The organism is Streptomyces sp. NPDC052721, assembly GCF_040678315.1.
GTDB lineage: Bacteria > Actinomycetota > Actinomycetes > Streptomycetales > Streptomycetaceae > Streptomyces.
In genome coordinates this window covers 41121-59048 of record NZ_JBFATL010000003.1, presented here as the reverse complement: position 1 = coordinate 59048, position 17928 = coordinate 41121, and the positions used below count along the sequence as shown (strand labels likewise).

13 protein-coding genes, 1 tRNA gene and 1 pseudogene are annotated in these 17928 nt (G+C 72.8%); 2 read left to right on the top strand and 13 right to left on the bottom strand.

The window, feature by feature from the left end; all coding sequences use genetic code 11:
* Positions 1-275 precede the first annotated feature (275 nt).
* Positions 276-2075 (bottom strand): DEAD/DEAH box helicase, encoded by a 1800-nt coding sequence (locus AB0L21_RS04010; protein WP_365782073.1) that lies wholly within the window; start codon positions 2073-2075, stop codon positions 276-278.
* Between the two features lie 139 nt (positions 2076-2214).
* Positions 2215-3660 carry an MFS transporter gene (locus tag AB0L21_RS04005; RefSeq protein WP_365782071.1) on the bottom strand — a complete coding sequence of 482 codons (1446 nt, stop codon included), beginning with the start codon at positions 3658-3660 and terminating at the stop codon, positions 2215-2217.
* 177 nt (positions 3661-3837) lie between these two features.
* On the opposite strand from AB0L21_RS04005, the gene AB0L21_RS04000 reads away from it, so the two are divergent.
* Positions 3838-3912: transfer RNA gene (locus AB0L21_RS04000), tRNA-Cys, on the top strand.
* Positions 3913-3987: 75 nt separating this feature from the next.
* On the opposite strand, the gene AB0L21_RS03995 is transcribed toward AB0L21_RS04000, so the two are convergent.
* The 9 genes and pseudogenes from AB0L21_RS03995 to AB0L21_RS03955 form a co-directional block, all read right to left on the bottom strand.
* Positions 3988-5145 carry an SUKH-4 family immunity protein gene (locus AB0L21_RS03995; RefSeq protein ID WP_365782068.1) on the bottom strand — a complete coding sequence of 386 codons (1158 nt, stop codon included), beginning with the start codon at positions 5143-5145 and terminating at the stop codon, positions 3988-3990.
* Positions 5146-5259: 114 nt separating this feature from the next.
* Positions 5260-5686, bottom strand: a pseudogene (locus tag AB0L21_RS03990) (phosphotransferase).
* Entirely contained in the window at positions 5686-5814 is a 129-nt protein-coding gene (locus AB0L21_RS03985; protein ID WP_365703512.1) for a hypothetical protein, read from the bottom strand. The pseudogene AB0L21_RS03990 and the gene AB0L21_RS03985 overlap by 1 nt, the downstream one beginning before the upstream one ends.
* A complete protein-coding gene (locus AB0L21_RS03980; protein ID WP_365703514.1) occupies positions 5811-8120 on the bottom strand; it encodes a molybdopterin cofactor-binding domain-containing protein in 2310 nt (769 codons plus the stop codon). Before AB0L21_RS03980 ends, AB0L21_RS03985 begins: the two co-directional genes overlap by 4 nt.
* Positions 8117-10108 carry a 2Fe-2S iron-sulfur cluster-binding protein gene (locus AB0L21_RS03975; protein ID WP_365782066.1) on the bottom strand — a complete coding sequence of 664 codons (1992 nt, stop codon included), beginning with the start codon at positions 10106-10108 and terminating at the stop codon, positions 8117-8119. Before AB0L21_RS03975 ends, AB0L21_RS03980 begins: the two co-directional genes overlap by 4 nt.
* A complete protein-coding gene (locus tag AB0L21_RS03970) occupies positions 10105-10998 on the bottom strand; it encodes a xanthine dehydrogenase family protein subunit M (protein WP_031024733.1) in 894 nt (297 codons plus the stop codon). The genes AB0L21_RS03975 and AB0L21_RS03970 overlap by 4 nt, the downstream gene beginning before the upstream one ends.
* Positions 10999-11248: 250 nt before the next feature.
* Positions 11249-12886 carry a beta-N-acetylhexosaminidase gene (locus AB0L21_RS03965; protein WP_365782064.1) on the bottom strand — a complete coding sequence of 546 codons (1638 nt, stop codon included), beginning with the start codon at positions 12884-12886 and terminating at the stop codon, positions 11249-11251.
* A gap of 206 nt (positions 12887-13092) precedes the next feature.
* Positions 13093-13374 (bottom strand): DUF3039 domain-containing protein, encoded by a 282-nt coding sequence (locus AB0L21_RS03960; RefSeq protein ID WP_030651613.1) that lies wholly within the window; start codon positions 13372-13374, stop codon positions 13093-13095.
* 29 nt (positions 13375-13403) lie between these two features.
* Entirely contained in the window at positions 13404-13976 is a 573-nt protein-coding gene (locus tag AB0L21_RS03955) for a YqgE/AlgH family protein (protein WP_030651615.1), read from the bottom strand.
* Positions 13977-14253: 277 nt separating this feature from the next.
* Between AB0L21_RS03955 and murA the strand changes: the two genes are divergently transcribed.
* Complete coding sequence (gene murA / locus AB0L21_RS03950) at positions 14254-15594, top strand: UDP-N-acetylglucosamine 1-carboxyvinyltransferase (RefSeq protein WP_014673023.1); 1341 nt, start codon at positions 14254-14256, stop codon at positions 15592-15594.
* Positions 15595-15695: 101 nt separating this feature from the next.
* Here murA and AB0L21_RS03945 read toward each other — a convergent pair whose 3' ends face one another.
* Entirely contained in the window at positions 15696-15977 is a 282-nt protein-coding gene (locus AB0L21_RS03945; protein WP_014673024.1) for an HU family DNA-binding protein, read from the bottom strand.
* A gap of 323 nt (positions 15978-16300) precedes the next feature.
* On the bottom strand, positions 16301-17716 hold the full coding sequence (locus tag AB0L21_RS03940) for an NAD-dependent malic enzyme (RefSeq protein WP_365703525.1): 1416 nt from the start codon (positions 17714-17716) through the stop codon (positions 16301-16303).
* Between the last annotated feature and the right edge of the window lie 212 nt (positions 17717-17928).

Genomic DNA, 17928 nt, shown 5'->3' with positions numbered 1-17928 from the left:
GCTGCCACGGGGCGTGTGCGTAGCGGGACAGTAGCGAAGCCGGTTCGCTCAGCGGAAGTCTTCGTCCAGAATCCGGGCAAGCCCAGTTCCGGCCTGCCTCCATTCGTCCGGATACGCACACGGCCACACCCGCAGACACGGCATCCCACCCACCCGTGATCCAGCGCGAACCCTGGGCGCGGGGTCCGGGGCGGAGCCGCTGGGCGGTGCCTGTTCAGCCGACCGAGTCGGGTGGGCGGGTGGGCAAAGCACATCCGCCCAAGCCCAGCGCAGCGTCACCGCATGCGCGTAGCCCACTCCCGTACCTTCTCGATCCGCTGCCGCAACTGCCCCGCCGTGGCCTCCGCACTCGGCGGCCCCCCGCACACCCGCCGCAGCTCGGTGTGGATCACCCCGTGCGGCTTGCCGCTCTGGTGCACATACGCGCCGACCAGCGTGTTCAGCTGCTTCCGCAGCTCCATCAGCTCCTTGTGCGTGACCACCGGCCGCCGCTCGGCCGGCAGCTCCAGCAGGTCGGCCTCGGTGTCCGGCTTCTTCCGGCTGTGCGCGATCTGCCGAGCCTGCCGTTTCTGCAGCAGCAGCTGCACCTGTTCGGGCTCCAGCAGTCCCGGGATCCCCAGGTAGTCCTGCTCCTCCTCGCTACCGGGGTGCGCCTGCATGCCGAACTCGGCGCCGTCGTACAGCACCCGGTCGAACACGGCGTCGGACTCCAGCGCCTCGAAGGGCAGCATGTCCTGCTCACCGGTGTCCTCGTCCTGCTGCTTGTTCGCCTCCTCCATCTCCTTCTCGGATGCGGCGTACGGGTCCTCCTCGCCCTCCTTCTTCGGCTTGTCGAGGGCGTGGTCCCGTTCCTTCTCCATCTCGTTGGCGAAGGTCAGCAGGTCGGGCACGGTCGGCAGGAACACGGACGCGGTCTCGCCGCGCCGCCGGGACCGTACGAATCGCCCGACGGCCTGCGCGAAGAACAACGGCGTCGAGATGGTCGTCGCGTACACGCCCACCGCGAGCCGCGGCACGTCGACCCCCTCGGACACCATCCGCACGGCGACCATCCACCGGTCGTCGCTCGCGCTGAACTCGTCGATCTTCTTCGACGCGCCGGCGTCGTCCGACAGCACGAGCGTCGCCTTCGTCCCGGTGATCTCCCGGATGAGCTTGGCGTAGGCGCGCGCGGAGTCCTGGTCGGAGGCGATGACGAGCGCGCCCGCGTCCGGGATGGCCTTGCGTACCTCGGTCAGCCGCTGGTCGGCTGCGCGCAGCACGCTCGGCATCCAGTCGCCGCGCGGGTCGAGGGCCGTACGCCAGGCCTGGCTGATCGCGTCCTTGGTCATCGGCTCGCCGAGCCGCGCGGCGACCTCGTCACCGGCCTTGGTCCGCCAGCGCATGTTGCCGCTGTAGGAGAGGAAGATCACCGGCCGGACGACCCCGTCCGACAACGCCGACCCGTAGCCGTACGTGTAGTCGGCGGCGGACCGCCGGATCCCGTCCGCCCCCTCCTCGTACGTCACGAAGGGGATGGGGTTGGTGTCGGACCGGAACGGCGTACCGGTCAGCGCGAGGCGCCGCGTCGCCGGCTCGAAGGCCTCCAGGCAGGCCTCGCCCCAGGACTTGGAGTCGCCGGCGTGGTGGATCTCGTCCAGGATCACCAGCGTCTTGCGCTGCTCGACCCGGTTCCGGTGCAGCATCGGACGCACCCCGACACCGGCGTACGTCACGGCCACGCCGTCGTACTCCCTGCCGAGCGGGCCCGCGCTGTACTCGGGGTCGAGCTTGATCCCTATCCGGCCCGCGGCCTCCGCCCACTGCTTCTTCAGGTGCTCGGTGGGCGCGACGACGGTCACCTGCTGGACGACGTGGTGGTGCAGCAGCCAGGAGGCCAGCGTCAGCGCGAAGGTGGTCTTGCCGGCGCCGGGCGTGGCGACGGCGAGGAAGTCACGCGGCTGCTCCTGGATGTACTTCTCCATCGCCCCCTGCTGCCAGGCGCGCAGCTTGCTGGCGGTACCCCAGGGGGCCCGGCCCGGGAAGGCGGGCGAGAGGTGGTGGGAAGAAGCGGACGAGGCGGCGGTGGTAGTCACGGTCTCCGAGCGGGGTAGGGCGGCTACGTATGACAACCGGGCCACCCTACCGGCGCCGCCCTCCGCTCAACGCGCGGACGACCCCGGGTCGCCCGCGGGTGGGAGCGACGTCACAACAGCCCCGAGCGCCCCACCGCACTCAGCGCGCCGGCGCCGTCCGCTCCCGCAGCCGCGTCGTCACCCAGGCCCCCACCACCGCCACCACCGCCATCGGCAGGAAGACGGCGGCGAAGGCGGCGGGATGCCCGCCGCCGGCCCCTGTGGCGGCGGCGGTGCTCCCTCCGCCCAGGGCCGCGAAGGCCGCGCCGGTGCCCGCCAGGAGGACGGCGTTGGAGAGGGCGTCGGAGATCTGGAGCGCGGCGGAGTTGGCGCCGGCCTCCTCCGGGGCGGACAGCTGGAGCAGCAGCACGCTGGTGGAGGAGATCACCAGGCCCATCCCGAAGCAGCCGACGCCCCAGGCGACGGCCACGGTCCACACGGGCACGGAGTGCAGCAGCACGCTCGGCGCGGTGACGATCGCGGCGGCGACCAGCACCATCCCCACGGTCATCAGCCGCTCCCGGTACGGCGCCAGGCGCGGCCGGGACTGCACGAACGAGCCCAGCGCCCACGTCCCGCCGCCGGCCGCCAGCGAGAACCCGGCGAGCGTCGGGGACAGACCGCGCTGGGTGACCAGCATCAGCGGCACGAAGGACTCGGCGGCGACGAAGGACCCCGCGGCCAGCCCGCGCAGCAGGACGACGGAGGGCAGGCCGCGGGCGGCCCGGTAGGTGCCGTGGGGCAGCAGCCCGAGAACGGCGGGCACCAGCAGGGCCACCCCGGCCAGTCCCGGGAGCAGGGCGAGGGGCCGCAGATCCTGGGCGGCGTACTGGAGGAGCCCGGCGCCGAGGGAGATCCCGGACGCGAGCCGGATCCGCCGCCGGTCGAAGGAGCCGGCACCGGCCTCCGCGTCCACCGGGCCGGCCGCCCGCCGCCGTATCTGGGGCAGGGCGAGGGCGAGCGGGAACACGACGAGGGCCGGGATGCCGAGGAAGACCCAGCGCCAGCCGAGGTGCTCGGTGACGGCGCCGGAGGCGAGGGGGCCGACGATGGAGGGGACGACCCAGCCGGCGGCGAAGGACGCCATGATCGCGGGTCGCAGCCGCTCCGGGTAGGCGCGTCCCACGACGACGTACAGCGCCACGATGACCAGCCCGCCCCCGAGCCCCTGCACGGCCCGCCCGAGGATGAACATCCACATGACCTGCGCGGTCCCGGCGACGAGGAGCCCCACCGCGAAGGCCGCGATGCCGGTCGTCAGCGCCCCGAGCGGACCCCGCCGGTCGGACCACTGCCCGGCGAGCACCATCCCGAAGAGGCTGGTGGTGAAGTACCCGGAGAAGGCGAACGCGTACAACGCCAGCCCGTCCAGCTCCCGCGCGGCCACCGGCATGGCGGTCCCCACGGCCGTCGCCTCGAACGCGATGAGCACCACGACGGACACGATCCCGACACTGAGCGCCCGGTACGCCCTGCTCAGCACACCGCCGTCCTGCTCGGCGGGCGGATCGAGGACAGCGGGCTCACGGGATCCAAGGGCACTCATGTTCGCCAGAGTAAGGCCCACAACCACCTTTGGCCCCTGTCAGGAGTCCGACCCCCGCTAGGCCCTTGGTCGTACATCCCGCGCCGCTGCGTGAACGGCGTATGGCAGTCCCGTTGCACCCCACCCCGTCCCCTTTCCGCCGCGTCCCCGACCCCGTACGTTCTTCAGCACGAACACGGCCGTGTGCCCGAGTGGTTCAGGGACTCGCCTGCAAAGCGAGTTACGCGGGTTCGATTCCCGCCACGGCCTCCAGGTCCTCGACCAGGCGAAACGACAGGGGCAGAACCTCTTCAGGGGGTCTGCCCCTGTCGGCTGCCGAGCGGCACCTCAGAACACCCCGCCCGCCTCGTCACGGAAGAGGTCCGTCCAGTAGTGCCAGGTCGTTTCCGGTGAGGTGCCCGTCGGGTCGATCGAGTGGAGGGTGTGGATCATCAGGGCGACCAGGTGGTCGTAGGCGCGGGTGGACAGTTCGTGGGCGAGGTGGCTGTCGATCGTGCGCTCGTGGTGGATGAGCCAGAGGGTGAAGGCCAGGGTGGAGACGTCGGTGTTGAGGGGGTAGAGCGTCGCCTCCGGCTCGTTGAAGGTGAGGACCGCGCCCGTTCTGCCGTCGATCACCAGGCTGTTCTCCTCCAGCAGGTGGCCGAGGCGGATCAGGTGGTCACAATGGGCCGGGAGTTCGGCGAGGGGGTAGTCCGGGCGTTCCTGGGTGACGTACTCGCGGAGCGTGGGGAGCGGGACGTCCGTGTCGGCGTGGAAGAAGACCGCCTCCTCGGGCAGGCCCGTCTCGCGCAGGAAGCGGCGGGTCGGCTCGTGGGTGAGCGTCTTCGGGAAGTCGACCTCCTCGAAGCGGGCCACTCTGCCGTGCCCGAACTGCTGGTCCAGGACGCGCGCGGGGACGTCCAGGGTGAGGCCCGATGCCGTGCCGGGGCCGGCGATGAGGGAGAGCGGGCGGATCAGGGCCGCCGCCTTCCAGTACGGCGGGACCTGGCCGTCCGTGCCCTCCTCGAAGAGGGTGAGGAGGCGGCGGGAGGCCTCGGTCACGGTCCTGGGGCCGTACTGGCCCGCCAGGGAGGCGAACCGGCCGCGCAGGCCCGCCAGTTCCTCGGTGACCGCGGCGAAGCGCAGCAGCGTGTTCAGGGAGGGCGCGAAGGGGCGCGGGTCGGACGCGTCGAAGAGGTAGGCCGTCGTCAGCTCGCCCGTGCGGCCGTCGAGCAGGATCGACTGGCGCTCCATGCCGGCCGGGGTGAGCAGTTCGCCTATGACCAGGCGGCCGCGCAGCTCCTCCGCCAGGTGGAAGGGGCTGTCGGCGGCGTCGGCGAGCGTACGCAGGCCGTACGTGCGCAGCGGGGAGAAGGTCAGCAGGTCGGTCTGAGCGGGCAGACCGGCGCCCGCGAGCAGGCCGCGGGTCGGCGCGTGCGTGACGTAGCGGTCCAGCTCCGCCTCGGTCAGCGTGATCGCCGGAACTTCGGCGTCCGTCGTGCTCATCGCTCCCCCGCGATCTCCCTGTGCGTGGCAGGCGCGCGTACCCCGTCGTACGCGGCCTCCGGGCAGGTGCCCCCCACTGCTCGGCACACTACGCCGCCCCACTGACAACGGCCCTCACGAGGAAGGACGCCAGGCGACCCGGGCCCGTTGCGCGTCCGCGGGAATCGCCTGGACCGTCTCGTCCGGCGTCCAGCCGGACGTGTCCGGCCGCAGGCCGGTGCGCGGGGTGCGCAGCCGCAGTTCCTCGTCCGACGCGGTCACGGTCCACCCGCCGCCGTATCCGGTCTTCGGGCGGCCGGCCTCGCGGGCCGCGACGCACCACCGCCGTGAAGCCCGCCGCCGCGTACCCGGCCGCCGTCGCCGCCGACAGCCGGTACCGCGACCGCAGTCGAGCCGCGGCCTACCCGCCGGCTCGGGACGCGCGCTCCCGGGGCGCGTACTCCGCCCGCCCCGACACGATCGTCCGGCGGAAAGCGTCGCCCCGGACGGGCGCGGCGCGCGGCAGTGCCTCCGCCAGGCGCTGGGCCGCCCGCCGACCCATCAGGTGAAGTAGATCCCGCCCAGGACCACGGCCAGCGCCGCCACCGCGAACAGCAGGATCCACAGGACCAACTTTCCGACGCCGGGCGGGGGTTCGTACCGCGGTTCCTCGGGCGGCGGCGCGCTCACCGGTCCGTCACCACCGCCGCCTGCGGGCGGATCGGGAGGCGGTTGACCGGGCGGCCGGTGGCGGCGCGGACGGCGGAGGCGATGGCCGCCGGGGCCGTCACCACCGGGACCGCGCTGACGGACTTGGCGCCGAAGGGGGCCACCACGTCCCGTTCCTCCACCAGTTTCACGATCCGGATGTCGGGGGCGTCCAGGGCGGTCGGCAGGGCGTAGCCGGTCAGGTCGGGGTGGCGGATGAGGCCGCGGGGCGTGCGCAGGTTCTCGGTGAGGGCGATGCCCACGCCCTGGGTGACGCCCGCCTCGATGCGTGCCGCCAGTTGCGCCGGGTTGAGCACCCGGCCGACGTCCTGGGCGACCGCCAGCTCCACCACCCGGACCGAGCCCAGCTCGACGTCGACGTCCACCACCGCGCGGATCGCGCAGAAGGCGAGGCCCACGAAGGCGTCGCCCTGGCCGGAGGCGTTCAGGGGCTCGGTCGGATGCGGGCGGCACTGGGCGGTGGCCCACAGCTCCTTGCCCTCCATCGCCTCGGCGACGGTGGTCGACAGCACTCCGTCGTACGACGTGATCTTGCCGTCCGTGATCTGGAGCAGCTCGGTGGACATGCCGAACTTGTGCGCCAGGGGCTGGAGCAGTTGCGCGCGGACCATCTTGGCCGCCCGCTCCACCGCGCCGCCCGACACCCAGGTGTGCCGGCCCCGGCAGCCCGCGCCGGCCGGCGGCTGGTCGGTGTCGACGGGGGCGACGTGGACCTCCTCGACGCCGAGGGTCTCCTGGACGATCTGCCGGGCCAGGGTGGTGAAGCCCTGGCCGGTCTCCACGGCCGCGCACAGCACGGTCGCGATGCCGTCGTGGACCTTGACCGTCGCGGTCGACACCTCGTCGGCGCCCTCCGCGCCGAGCATGTGCACCATGCCCAGGCCGTAGCCGACGCCCCGGCGCACCGCGCCCGGCTCGCCCGCGCCCTCGGGTCCGCCGGGCAGCAGCCACTCCTCCTCGGGCGTGTCCTTGGGCAGCGCCGGGAGCGGGAAGTCCCGGACGGCCTGGAGGAGTTCGGCGACCGGGGCGGGGCAGGTCACGGTCTGGCCGATCGGGAGGACGTCACCGGTGGCGAGGACGTTGCGCAGGCGCAGTTCGGCCGGGTCCAGGCCCAGTTTCCTCGCCAGCTTGTCCATCTGCGCCTCGTAGGCGGCGCACACCTGCATGGCGCCCTCGCCGCGCACATGGCCGGAGGGCGGGTTGTTGGTGCGCACGGCCCAGCCCTCGATGAAGGCGTTGGGCACGACGTACGGGCCGCACGCGAAGGAGACGGCGGCGGCGAGGGCGTCGGAGGAGGTGTCGGCGTACGCGCCCGCGTCCAGCAGGATCTGCGCCTCGACCTTCACCAGCCTGCCCTCGGCGTCGGCGTGGTGGCGGTAGCGCAGCAACGTCGGGTGCCGGTGGGCGTGGCCGAGGAAGGACTCCTCGCGGGTCGCCGTCAGCTTCACCGGGCAGCCGGTCTTCAGGGCGAGCAGGCCGAGCGGGAGCTGGAAGCCCTGGTCCTCGCGGTCGGCCGTGGCGCCGGGCACCCCGGTGACGACGATCTTCACTCGATCGGGGGACAGGCCGTAGCAGGCGGCGGCCGTGTTGCGGTCGGTGTGCGGGTCGGTGGAGGCCAGGTACAGCTCCACCCCGCCGTCCGGGCGCGGTACGGCGAGACCGGCCTCGGCGCCGATGGGGGCCGGGTCCGCGCGGCCGATGCGGTACTGGCCCTCGACGACGACCTCGCCGACCGCGCCCGGGTCACCGTGGTGCAGCGGGATGTGCCGGATCAGGTTGCCGTCGGGGTGCAGCGGCTCGGCCTCGAAGGCCTGTTCCGGGTCGGTGACCGGGTCGAGCACCTCGTACTCGACGATGACGGCGGCGGCGGCCATCCGCGCGGTGTCCGGGTGGTCGGCGGCCACGGCCGCGATGGGCTCGCCGTGGTGGCGTACGACCTCGGAGGCGAACACCGGCCGGTCGGGCGTGCCCCGGCCGTGGCGGGGGGTGCCGGGCACGTCCTCGTGGGTGACGACCGCGCGGACGCCGGGCATCTCACGCGCGTGGGTGGTGTCGATGGAGACGATGCGCGCGTGCGCGTGCGGGGAGCGCAGGACGGCCGCCCACAGCAGGCCCTCGGCCCACAGGTCGGCCGCGTACGGGAAGGTGCCCTCGGTCTTGGCGCGGGCGTCGGCGTGCGGCAGGGAGGCGCCGATGCCGTGCGGCAACGCCTCGGCCGCGGGGGCGGGTTCCGCCGCGGTGGTCGCGGTGCCGGCTTCGTTGCTCACGCCTGGCCTCCGTCCTGGCCGTAGTGCTGGTCGTGCGGTCCCGGCGGCGTGCCGTACGGGTCCGGTGTGTCGTACCGGTCCGGTCCGCCGTACGTGTCCTGCGTGTCGTACGTGTCCTGCTCGTACGTGTCCTGTCGCTGCGGGGTGTCGAACGCGCCGGGCGCCTCGAACGCCGACGGGTGGACGCCGCCGGAGCCGGGGCCCGCCTGGTGCGGGATACGGGCCGCCTCGTCCGGGTCCGTCCCGGGGCCGGCGTGGGACGCCTCGCGCTCGGCGACGACCTCCTTGACGGCCTCCAGGACGCCCCGGTAGCCCGAGCACCGGCACAGGTTGCCGCACAGGGCCTGCCGGGTCTCCAGCTCGGTCGGAGCAGGGTTGCCCTCCAGCAGGTCGTGCAAGGTCATCGCCATGCCGGGCACGCAGAAACCGCACTGCACGGCGCCGCAGCGGGCGAGCGCGCGCTGTACGTCGGAGGGCTGTCCGTCCTCGGCCAGGCCCTCGACCGTCCGCACCTCGCTGCCGGCCGCGGTGACCGCCGGGACCAGGCAGGAGGCCACCAGACGGCCGTCGACCTGCACGTTGCAGGCGCCGCACTCGCCCTGCGAGCAGCCGTCCTTGGCGCCCGCGAGGCCGAGCCGCTCGCGCAGCACGTACAGCAGGGACTCGCCGATCCAGGCGTCGGTGACCGGGCGGTCGGCGCCGTTGACGCGCAGGACGTAGGAGGCGAGCGGGTGGTCGTCGTGCGGCGGCAGGGGTACGGCGGCCCCCTCGGCGTCCTCTCCGGCTCCGGTTTCGGCTTCGGTGCCTTCTGCGGGGGCGTCCGGCGCGGACGTCCCGGCGGCGCCCTCGGGTACGGCTGTCCCGGCGGGCGCCGGGGAGTCGGCCGCGCCTGGCGTGCCCGGCGTTTCGGGGGCCGCGGTGGCGCCGGGGGCGTCGGCGGAGGCCGCGGGATCGGCGGGGGCCTCCTGGTCGGCCGTGGCGGGCGCTGTGGCGGGCTGGGACGCGGTCGCCGGGTCTGCGGGCCGCTCGTGGTCTGCCGGGGCGTCAGCGGGGCGTTCAGGGGCTTCGGCAGGGCCGTGCGCGTCGTCTTCCGGCGCCGCGCCGGGCTCGGTCGACTCGTGCGCCGACGGGGCCGGTTCGGCGGGCGCACCGGGAGCGGCCGTACCGCCGGGCGTGTCGTCGTCGGGTGCGGTGGCGTGACCGGTGTCCTGACGACCGGTCCCGGCGTGACCGCTCTCCACGTGACCGGCCGGACCGCGCGCGTACCCGTCCTGCGGAACGTACGCCTCCCCGGCGCCGTACCCGTCCTGCGAGCCGTACGCCTCCGCGGTGCCGTACGACTCCTCCGGCCCGTACCCGTCCTCCACGCCGTACCCGTCCGGCGCGCCCGCCGGGGCACCACCCACCGACGCGTCCACCGGCTCGTCCCCGGAGGGATACGCGTGGCTCGTGCCGTCCGTCGCCCAGGGGGCCGGCGCGCCGCCGGGCAGCGTGGCGGGCGGTGCGGCGCCCCACTGCTCGACCAGCGAGGAGGTGGTGAACTCGCCCGACTCGTCCGGAAGGTCGCCCCCGGCGACGGGGATGGACCACTGCCCGGTGACGTCGTGTCCCGGGGCGGCCGGTGCCGCGGGCTCCTCGAAGGTCCAGTGCTGGGTGGTGGCGGGCTGGTAGGTGAACCGGTCGTCCGCGGCGTGCGGCGGGGCCGGCGTGGCGTTCGGGTCGGGCCACTGGCCGCCGCCGTCGGGCGCGGGCCACGTGCCCGTGGTGCCGTCGGTGTGCGTGCCGTCGGTGTGCGTGGCCGCGATCTGCGGCGGCACATAGCCGTGTCCGGGCGCGGCCAGCGGGCTGTCCCCGGACAGCAGGGCGTCGATGCCGCCCTCGGGGAGTTTGACGAAGGCGGTGGCGCCGTCGTCGTAGTCGCCTTGCGGCAGCGGGTCCCAGCGTCCGCCGCCCTGGGGCGTGCCCTCTCCGTGCTGGTCGTCGGTCACGACAGCGCCCTCCCCAGTGCTCGTCGGGCCAGCGCGGCGACCGTGCGCCGCAGGTGCAGTACGGCGGGCGGAAGCGGGGTCACCGAGCCGTCGGGCTCGGGGGCCGGGTCCGGGATGCAGGCCGCGGCGACGTACTCACCGAAGGCGTGCAGGGCCTCCGGGACGAGCGCCCGGTCGTTGTCCCAGTCGATGAGCCGCGCGACCCACTGCTCGGCCTCCAGGGGCCGCAGCGGCATCGGCGCTATGGCTCCGACGGCGCAGCGCACGCCGCGCCGGGCCGGGTCGAGCACGAGGGCCACGGAGGCCAGCGCGCGGCCCGGGCCGGTGCGTCCGGTCGCCTTCAGGAAGACCTGCGGGGCGTGCAGCAGCGGTACGCGCACGTAGCCGATGAGTTCGCCGCCGCGCAGCATCTCCACGCCGGCCAGCAGGTGCGACACCGGGATCTCCCGGCGGGCTCCGCCCGGGCCCGCGATGATCAGCGTCGCTTCCAGGGCGGCCAGCACCGGCAGCGCGTCCCCGGTGGGGGCGGCGGAGGCGATGTTGCCGCCCAGGGTGCCCGCGTTGCGGATGTGCGGCGGGCCCGCGGCCCGCGCGGCGGCGGCGAGCGCCGGGATCAGGGCCGCGAAGTCGGGGCGGCCCATGCGCGCGTGCGTGAGGCCGGCGCCGAGCAGCGCGTGGCCGTCCTGGTACTGCCAGCCGCGGATCTCGCTGATCCGGCCGAGACCCACGAGCGCGGCGGGCCTGAGCTGACCGGAGTTGACGGCGGCCATCAGGTCGGTGCCGCCCGCCACGGGGACGGCGGTGGGCATGGCGGCGAGGGCCGCCACGGCCTCGTCCAGCGTCGTGGGCAACGTGACGGCCTGCGCCGCCTGCGGTGCGTGCGTGGTCAAACCGGCTGCCCCTTCCCGCTGCCCCACCTGGTCCCGCCTGTGTTGCCGTACGGTACGTGCTGACAGGGCGGACGACGCAACTCTGGCACATCTTCGCAACGCTCGAACGCGGGGGTCCGCTAGGGGGCATTCGCCCACCTCACCAGGGAGATGGTCCGTTTTCGCACGCATCGCCTGTGTGCACGGATTGCCACTCTTCGGTGATGCTGCCGGGGTTTTTCCGTTGCCTGTTCGGGCCGGCCCCGCGCTGTCACCTGTTCGGGGGCGGCCCCTCGATCGGGCGGCCGAGCACGCCGGGGCGCTTCTGCCACGGGCGGGGCCCGGTGGGCGGCCGGTAGGCGACACCGAGGGCGTCAAGTCGCCGGTAGTGGGCGGCCATCCGGCGTTCGAAGCCGGCGTAGTCCCGGTCCGCGGGGGCGGGCAGCGGGCTCCAGGCGACCTCGGCGAAGGCGGCGAGCCGGGGGAAGGTCTGGTAGTCCACGCGCGCGGTGTCCTCCAGCACCTCGGTCCACACGTTGGCCTGGGTGCCCAGCACGTGCCGGGCCTCCTCGTCGGTGAGCCCGTCCGGCACGGGCTCGAACCGGTAGACGTCCTCCAGGGTGCGCACGAAGCCGATCGGCACGGGCTCGTCCTCGCCCGGGGCCTGACGGTGGTCCAGGTACACGTACTGCTCGGGGCACATGACCACGTCGTGGCCGGCCCGGGCGGCGGCGACGCCGCCCTCGTAGCCGCGCCAGGAGGACACGGCGGCGCCGGGTGCGAGGCCGCCCTCCAGGATCTCGTCCCATCCGATGAGGCGGCGCCCCCGCGCGGCGAGCCAGGCGTCGAAGTGCCCGATGAACCAGGACTGCAGCCCGTCCTCGTCGGTGAGGCCTAGGTCGGTGATGCGGGTCTTTGCGGTGACGGACTCGGTCCACTGCTCCTTGCGGCACTCGTCGCCGCCGATGTGGACGAACTCCGAGAACGCGGCGGCGTCCGCGGGGAACAGCTCCAGGACCTCCTCGAACACCCCCTCGTAGAACCGCAGAGTGGCGTCGGTGGGCGCCAGTACGTTGGACGAGATGCCCCAGGTGTCCCAGACGGAGAGGGCGGTGGTGTCGATGACGTCGGTGTTGCCCAGTTCTGGGTACGCGGCGATGGCGGCCTGCGAGTGGCCGGGCACGTCGATCTCGGGGACGACGCCGATGTGCCGTTCGGCGGCGTAGGCGACGATCTCGCGGATGTCGTCCTGGGTGTAGTAGCCGCCGTGGGGTTTCTCCTCCCACAGCGGTGAGGCCCGGTGGCCGAATTTCGTCCGCGTGCGCCAGGAGGCGATCTCGGTCAGTCGCGGATAGCGCTTGATCTCGATGCGCCATCCCTGGTCGTCCGTCAGGTGCAGGTGCAGGACGTTGAGTTTGTGCGCGGCCATCAGGTCCAGATAGCGCAGCACGCCCTCCTTGGGCATGAAGTGCCGGGCGACGTCGAGGAGCAGACCGCGCCAGCCGAACCGGGGGGCGTCCTCGATGACCTGGTGCGGGACGCCGAGGGCGGTGTCCGGGCGTACGGGGGCGCGCCGGAAGGCGTCGGGGCCGAGCAGCTGGCGCAGGGTCTGGGCGCCCCAGAACACGCCGGCGGGCCCGCCGCCGCGGATCTCCACGCCCCGGTCGGCGGCGCTGAGCCGGTACGCCTCCGGTTCCAGCGTGTCGTCCAGCAGCAGCCGTACGCCGTCGGGGGCGTCCCGCGGTCCGGGGCGCAGCGGCAGGCCCAGGGCCGCGCCGAGGGTGGCGCGCAGCCAGCGTTCGGTGCGCTCGGTGCCCGGGCCGGCCCACAGCGTGGTGCCGGGGCCGAAAGGTACGGCGGCGGGCCCCTTCGGGCCCTCGATCGCGCGCGGCGCCGGAATCAGTTCCACGACATCAGCCCCTCCCCGCGTTGCGTGTCACGCAACGCTCCTGCCGCCCTGCACAACGCATGCACCGTCGTCTCGAAGGCTAGGGACTGCGCGAGGGCCCCACAAGAGGTCTGGACCACTTGGCGACCGGAGAACACGAAGATCCCCGGGACGCGCCTCACGCGCGTCCCGGGGACCTCACCGTCCGCGGGCGGAAGGGGTGCGGCCTACTTGTCGCCGCCCTTGCCCTCGTCGCCGCCGCTGCCCATGGACTCGTAGATCTCCTTGCACATGGGGCAGACGGGGTACTTCTTCGGGTCGCGGCCCGGCACCCAGACCTTGCCGCACAGCGCCACGACGGGGGTGCCGTCGAGGGCGCTCGCCATGATCTTGTCCTTCTGGACGTAGTGGGCGAAGCGCTCGTGGTCGCCGTCGCCGTGGGACACCTGTGGCGTCGGCTCTACGAGGGTCCCCGTACCAGTCCCGCGCTCGGGCTCAAGAGTGCTCATATCAGCAAGGGTACTGAAGCTCCTGCGCATCAGTTGAGCGAAGGGTCGTCCGGATACGTGGCCACCATCGCCAGCTCGTTGCGCTGGCGGCGCAGCACCTCCCGCCAGAGTCTCTCCGGGGCCGGGGAGGACACGTCGCCCGGCTCGGACTCGACGACGTACCAGGCGCCCTCCACCAGCTCGTCCTCCAGCTGGCCCGGGCCCCAGCCGGCGTACCCGGCGAAGATTCTCAGGGAGCCGACGGCGGAGGCGAGCAGTTCCGGCGGGGCCTCCAGGTCGACCAGTCCGATCGCGCCGTGCACCCGCCGCCAGCCGAGCGGCGCACCGTCCCCGTTCGCGCCGCCGGGGATCACGGCGACGCCGAGCGCCGAGTCCAGCGAGACGGGGCCGCCCTGGAAGACGACGCCGGGCTCGCCGGCGAGGTCGGCCCAGTCCTCCAGGATGTCGCCGACGACCACCGGGGTGGGCCGGTTGAGGACGACACCGAGGGAGCCCTCCTCGTCGTGGTCGAGAAGGAGCACCACCGCACGGTCGAAGTTCGGGTCCGCCAGGGCGGGGGTGGCCACGAGCAGCCGCCCTGTGAGCGAGGACACCTCGGTCATGCCAGACATGATCCCGCATCTTCCCCCGGTGTGGGGAGCCAATCGGGGGCACGGGAGTGAAGGCAGCTCAGGGCGTACGGGAGCGGCCCCGGCGCACGTCCCGCACCGGTGACCCGACGTGCCCGGCAGGGAACGGTTCGTGTTGTGACACAGCTATGACGCGGCTGGGCGGTACTTGGACTTACGGGCGGGGGGTGATCGGCGATTACCCTGTCTTCCCGGCCCGTGCGCACAGTGATCGGCCGGCCCCTGACCAACTCATCGGAACGCGAGATTCATGACCGTCAACGACGATGTCCTGCTTGTCCACGGCGGAACCCCGCTGGAGGGCGAGATCCGTGTCCGCGGTGCGAAGAACCTCGTGCCGAAGGCCATGGTCGCCGCCCTGCTGGGCAGCGAGCCGAGCCGACTGCGCAATGTTCCGGACATCCGTGACGTGCGGGTCGTCCGCGGCCTGCTCCAGCTGCACGGGGTGACGGTCCGTCCGGGCGAGGAGCCCGGGGAGCTGGTGCTCGACCCGACGCGGGTCGAGAGCGCCAACGTGGCTGACATCGATGCCCACGCGGGTTCCAGCCGCATCCCGATCCTCTTCTGCGGGCCACTGCTGCACCGCCTCGGCCACGCCTTCATCCCGGGCCTCGGCGGCTGTGACATCGGCGGCCGGCCCATCGACTTCCACTTCGACGTGCTGCGGCAGTTCGGCGCGACCATCGAGAAGCGGGCCGACGGGCAGTACCTGGAGGCTCCGCAGCGGCTGCGCGGCACGAAGATCCGGCTGCCGTACCCGTCCGTGGGCGCGACCGAGCAGGTGCTGCTGACGGCCGTACTGGCCGAAGGCGTCACGGAGTTGTCCAACGCGGCCGTCGAGCCGGAGATCGAGGACCTCATCTGCGTACTGCAGAAGATGGGCGCGATCATCGCGATGGACACCGACCGCACGATCCGCATCACGGGTGTGGAAAAGCTCGGCGGTTACACCCACCGCGCCCTCCCGGACCGCCTGGAGGCCGCGTCCTGGGCCTCCGCGGCCCTCGCGACCAACGGCAACATCTACGTCCGCGGCGCCCAGCAGCGCTCGATGATGACGTTCCTGAACACCTACCGGAAGGTGGGCGGTGCCTTCGAGATCGACGACGAGGGCATCCGGTTCTGGCACCCGGGCGGCCAGTTGAAGTCCATCGCGCTGGAGACGGACGTGCACCCCGGTTTCCAGACCGACTGGCAGCAGCCGCTGGTGGTGGCCCTGACCCAGGCCACGGGCCTGTCCATCATCCACGAGACGGTCTACGAGTCCCGCCTCGGCTTCACCTCCGCGCTGAACCAGATGGGCGCGCACATCCAGCTCTACCGCGAGTGCCTGGGCGGCTCCGCCTGCCGCTTCGGCGCGCGCAACTTCCTGCACTCCGCGGTCGTCTCGGGCCCCACCAAGCTCCAGGGCGCCGACCTGGTCATCCCCGACCTGCGCGGCGGCTTCTCGTACCTCATCGCGGCCCTGGCGGCCGAGGGCACGTCCCGGGTCCACGGCATCGAACTCATCAACCGCGGCTACGAGAACTTCATGGAGAAGCTCGTGGAACTGGGCGCGAAGGTCGAGCTGCCGGGCAAGGCGCTCGGCTAGGCGTCACGAACGGCGAAAGGGCGGCCCCCCTCGATGGAGGGGGGCCGCCCTTTTCGGCGTCCTCGGGTCCGTCCGGTGGACCGGCGCTCGAAGCGGAGCGGTTACTTGCCCTTGGCGGCTTCCTTGAGCTTGGAGCCCGCGGTGACCTTCACGCTGAAGCCGGCCGGGATGTTGATGGGCTCGCCGGTCTGCGGGTTGCGCGCGGTGCGAGCGGCACGGTGGGTGCGCTCGAAGGTCAGGAAGCCGGGGATGGTGACCTTCTCGTCGCCCTTGGCGACGATCTCGCCGACGGTCTCGGCGAACGCGGCCAGCACGGCGTCGGCGTCCTTGCGGGTCACCTCGGCGCGGTCGGCCAGCGCGGCCACCAGCTCACTGCGGTTCATGTTGTTACTCCCGTATTTTTCTTGCCGTTGGGGTGTGCCACGCGGCGGAGCCGCCCGAGGCACTGCGATGCCGATGCGCTCGCGCCCTTGGGGGTGCCCCCTGGGACGAAGTCCCTGGGGGAGCATCCTGCCCCTACCTGCGGCGGGAAAGCCAATCCGGCACCCGTAGGAGTCGTGAGAACACCCTGGGGAGTCACACGAAAAGCGCCTGCTCGGCCGTCACCCTAGAGCGCGCCCGGCATCGCGGGGTTCCACGACGCGCCGGTGCGGGGGGCCGCCGTGGTGATGTTCACAGCCCCCCTGCACATTACGGCACGCCGTGATCAGACGGTCGCGCCGGCCGCCTTGGCGGCCTCGCGGACCGCCCCGGCCACCGCGCCCGCGACCTTGTCGTTGAAGACGCTCGGGATGATGTAGTTCGGGTTCAGCTCGTCCTCGGTCACCACGTCGGCGAGGGCCTTCGCGGCGGCGAGCATCATCTCGGTGTTGACCGTGCGGGACTGGGCGTCCAGCAGGCCGCGGAAGACGCCCGGGAAGACCAGCACGTTGTTGATCTGGTTCGGGAAGTCGGAGCGGCCGGTGGCCACGACGGCCGCGGTCTGCCGGGCGATGGCCGGCTCGACCTCCGGGTCCGGGTTCGCGAGCGCGAACACGATGGCGCCCTCGGCCATGGCGGCCACGTCGGCGCCGTCCAGGACGTTCGGGGCGGAGACGCCGATGAAGACGTCGGCGCCGCGCACGGCCTCCTTCAGGGTGCCGGTGAGGCCCTCGGGGTTGGTGTTGTCGGCGATCCAGCGCAGCGGCGAGTCGGCCGGGGCGTTCACCAGGTCCTCGCGGCCGGCGTGCACCACGCCGTGGATGTCGGCGACGACGGCGTTCTTCACGCCGGCGGCGATCAGCAGCTTGAGGATGGCCGTGCCGGCCGCGCCCGCGCCGGACATGACGACCCGGATGTTCTGGATCGCCTTGTTGGTGACCCGCAGGGCGTTGGTCAGCGCGGCGAGCACGACGATGGCGGTGCCGTGCTGGTCGTCGTGGAAGACGGGGATGTCGAGGGCCTCGCGCAGCCGGGCCTCGATCTCGAAGCAGCGCGGCGCGGAGATGTCCTCCAGGTTGATGCCGGCGAAGCCGGGGGCGATCGCCTTGACGATCTCCACGATCGCGTCGGTGTCCTGGGTGTCCAGGCAGATCGGCCAGGCGTCGATGCCGGCGAAGCGCTTGAAGAGGGCCGCCTTGCCCTCCATGACGGGCAGCGCGGCCTTGGGGCCGATGTTGCCGAGGCCGAGCACGGCGGAGCCGTCCGTCACGACCGCAACGGAGTTGCGCTTGATGGTGAGGCGGCGGGCGTCCTCGGGGTTCTCGGCGATGGCCATGCAGACCCGGGCCACACCGGGCGTGTAGACCATGGACAGGTCGTCACGGTTGCGGATGGGGTGCTTCGACGCCATCTCGATCTTGCCGCCGAGGTGCATGAGGAACGTACGGTCCGAGACCTTGCCCAGCGTGACGCCCTCGATGCCGCGCAGCTTCTCGACGATCTCCTCGGCGTGGGCCGTGGAGGTGGCCGCGATGGTCACGTCGATGCGGAGCTTCTCGTGACCGGACGCGGTGACGTCGAGGCCGGTCACCGAGCCTCCGGAGGACTCCACGGCGGTGGTGAGCTGCGAGACGGCGGTTCCGCTCGCGGGCACCTCCAGCCGGATCGTCATCGAGTAGGAGACGCTGGGCGCCGTTGCCATGGCCGACTTCCTCTGCTTTCACCGTGTCGCGAGTTGTGCCGTCCGATCGTCGCACCTACCGCTCAGTACGTGGTAGTCGCCCTGGGTTACGGACGTTGTGTTCACGCGGGGTTCCCCGGCAGGTGCCGATTTCGGAAAATCACTTCCACCATACGAGAAACGATCAGTCGGGGAAAGAGGCGCGCGGGGCAAAGAAAGAGACCCACGTCACT

Coding starts and splice junctions, on each gene's coding strand:
- AB0L21_RS04005 (WP_365782071.1), bottom strand. CDS start 3,660: ATGAGTGCCCTTGGATCCCGTGAGCCCGCTGTCCTCGATCCGCCCGCC.
- AB0L21_RS03995 (WP_365782068.1), bottom strand. CDS start 5,145: ATGAGCACGACGGACGCCGAAGTTCCGGCGATCACGCTGACCGAGGCG.
- AB0L21_RS03960 (WP_030651613.1), bottom strand. CDS start 13,374: ATGAGCACTCTTGAGCCCGAGCGCGGGACTGGTACGGGGACCCTCGTA.
- AB0L21_RS03955 (WP_030651615.1), bottom strand. CDS start 13,976: ATGACCGAGGTGTCCTCGCTCACAGGGCGGCTGCTCGTGGCCACCCCC.
- murA (WP_014673023.1), top strand. CDS start 14,254: ATGACCGTCAACGACGATGTCCTGCTTGTCCACGGCGGAACCCCGCTG.
- AB0L21_RS03945 (WP_014673024.1), bottom strand. CDS start 15,977: ATGAACCGCAGTGAGCTGGTGGCCGCGCTGGCCGACCGCGCCGAGGTG.
- AB0L21_RS03940 (WP_365703525.1), bottom strand. CDS start 17,716: ATGGCAACGGCGCCCAGCGTCTCCTACTCGATGACGATCCGGCTGGAG.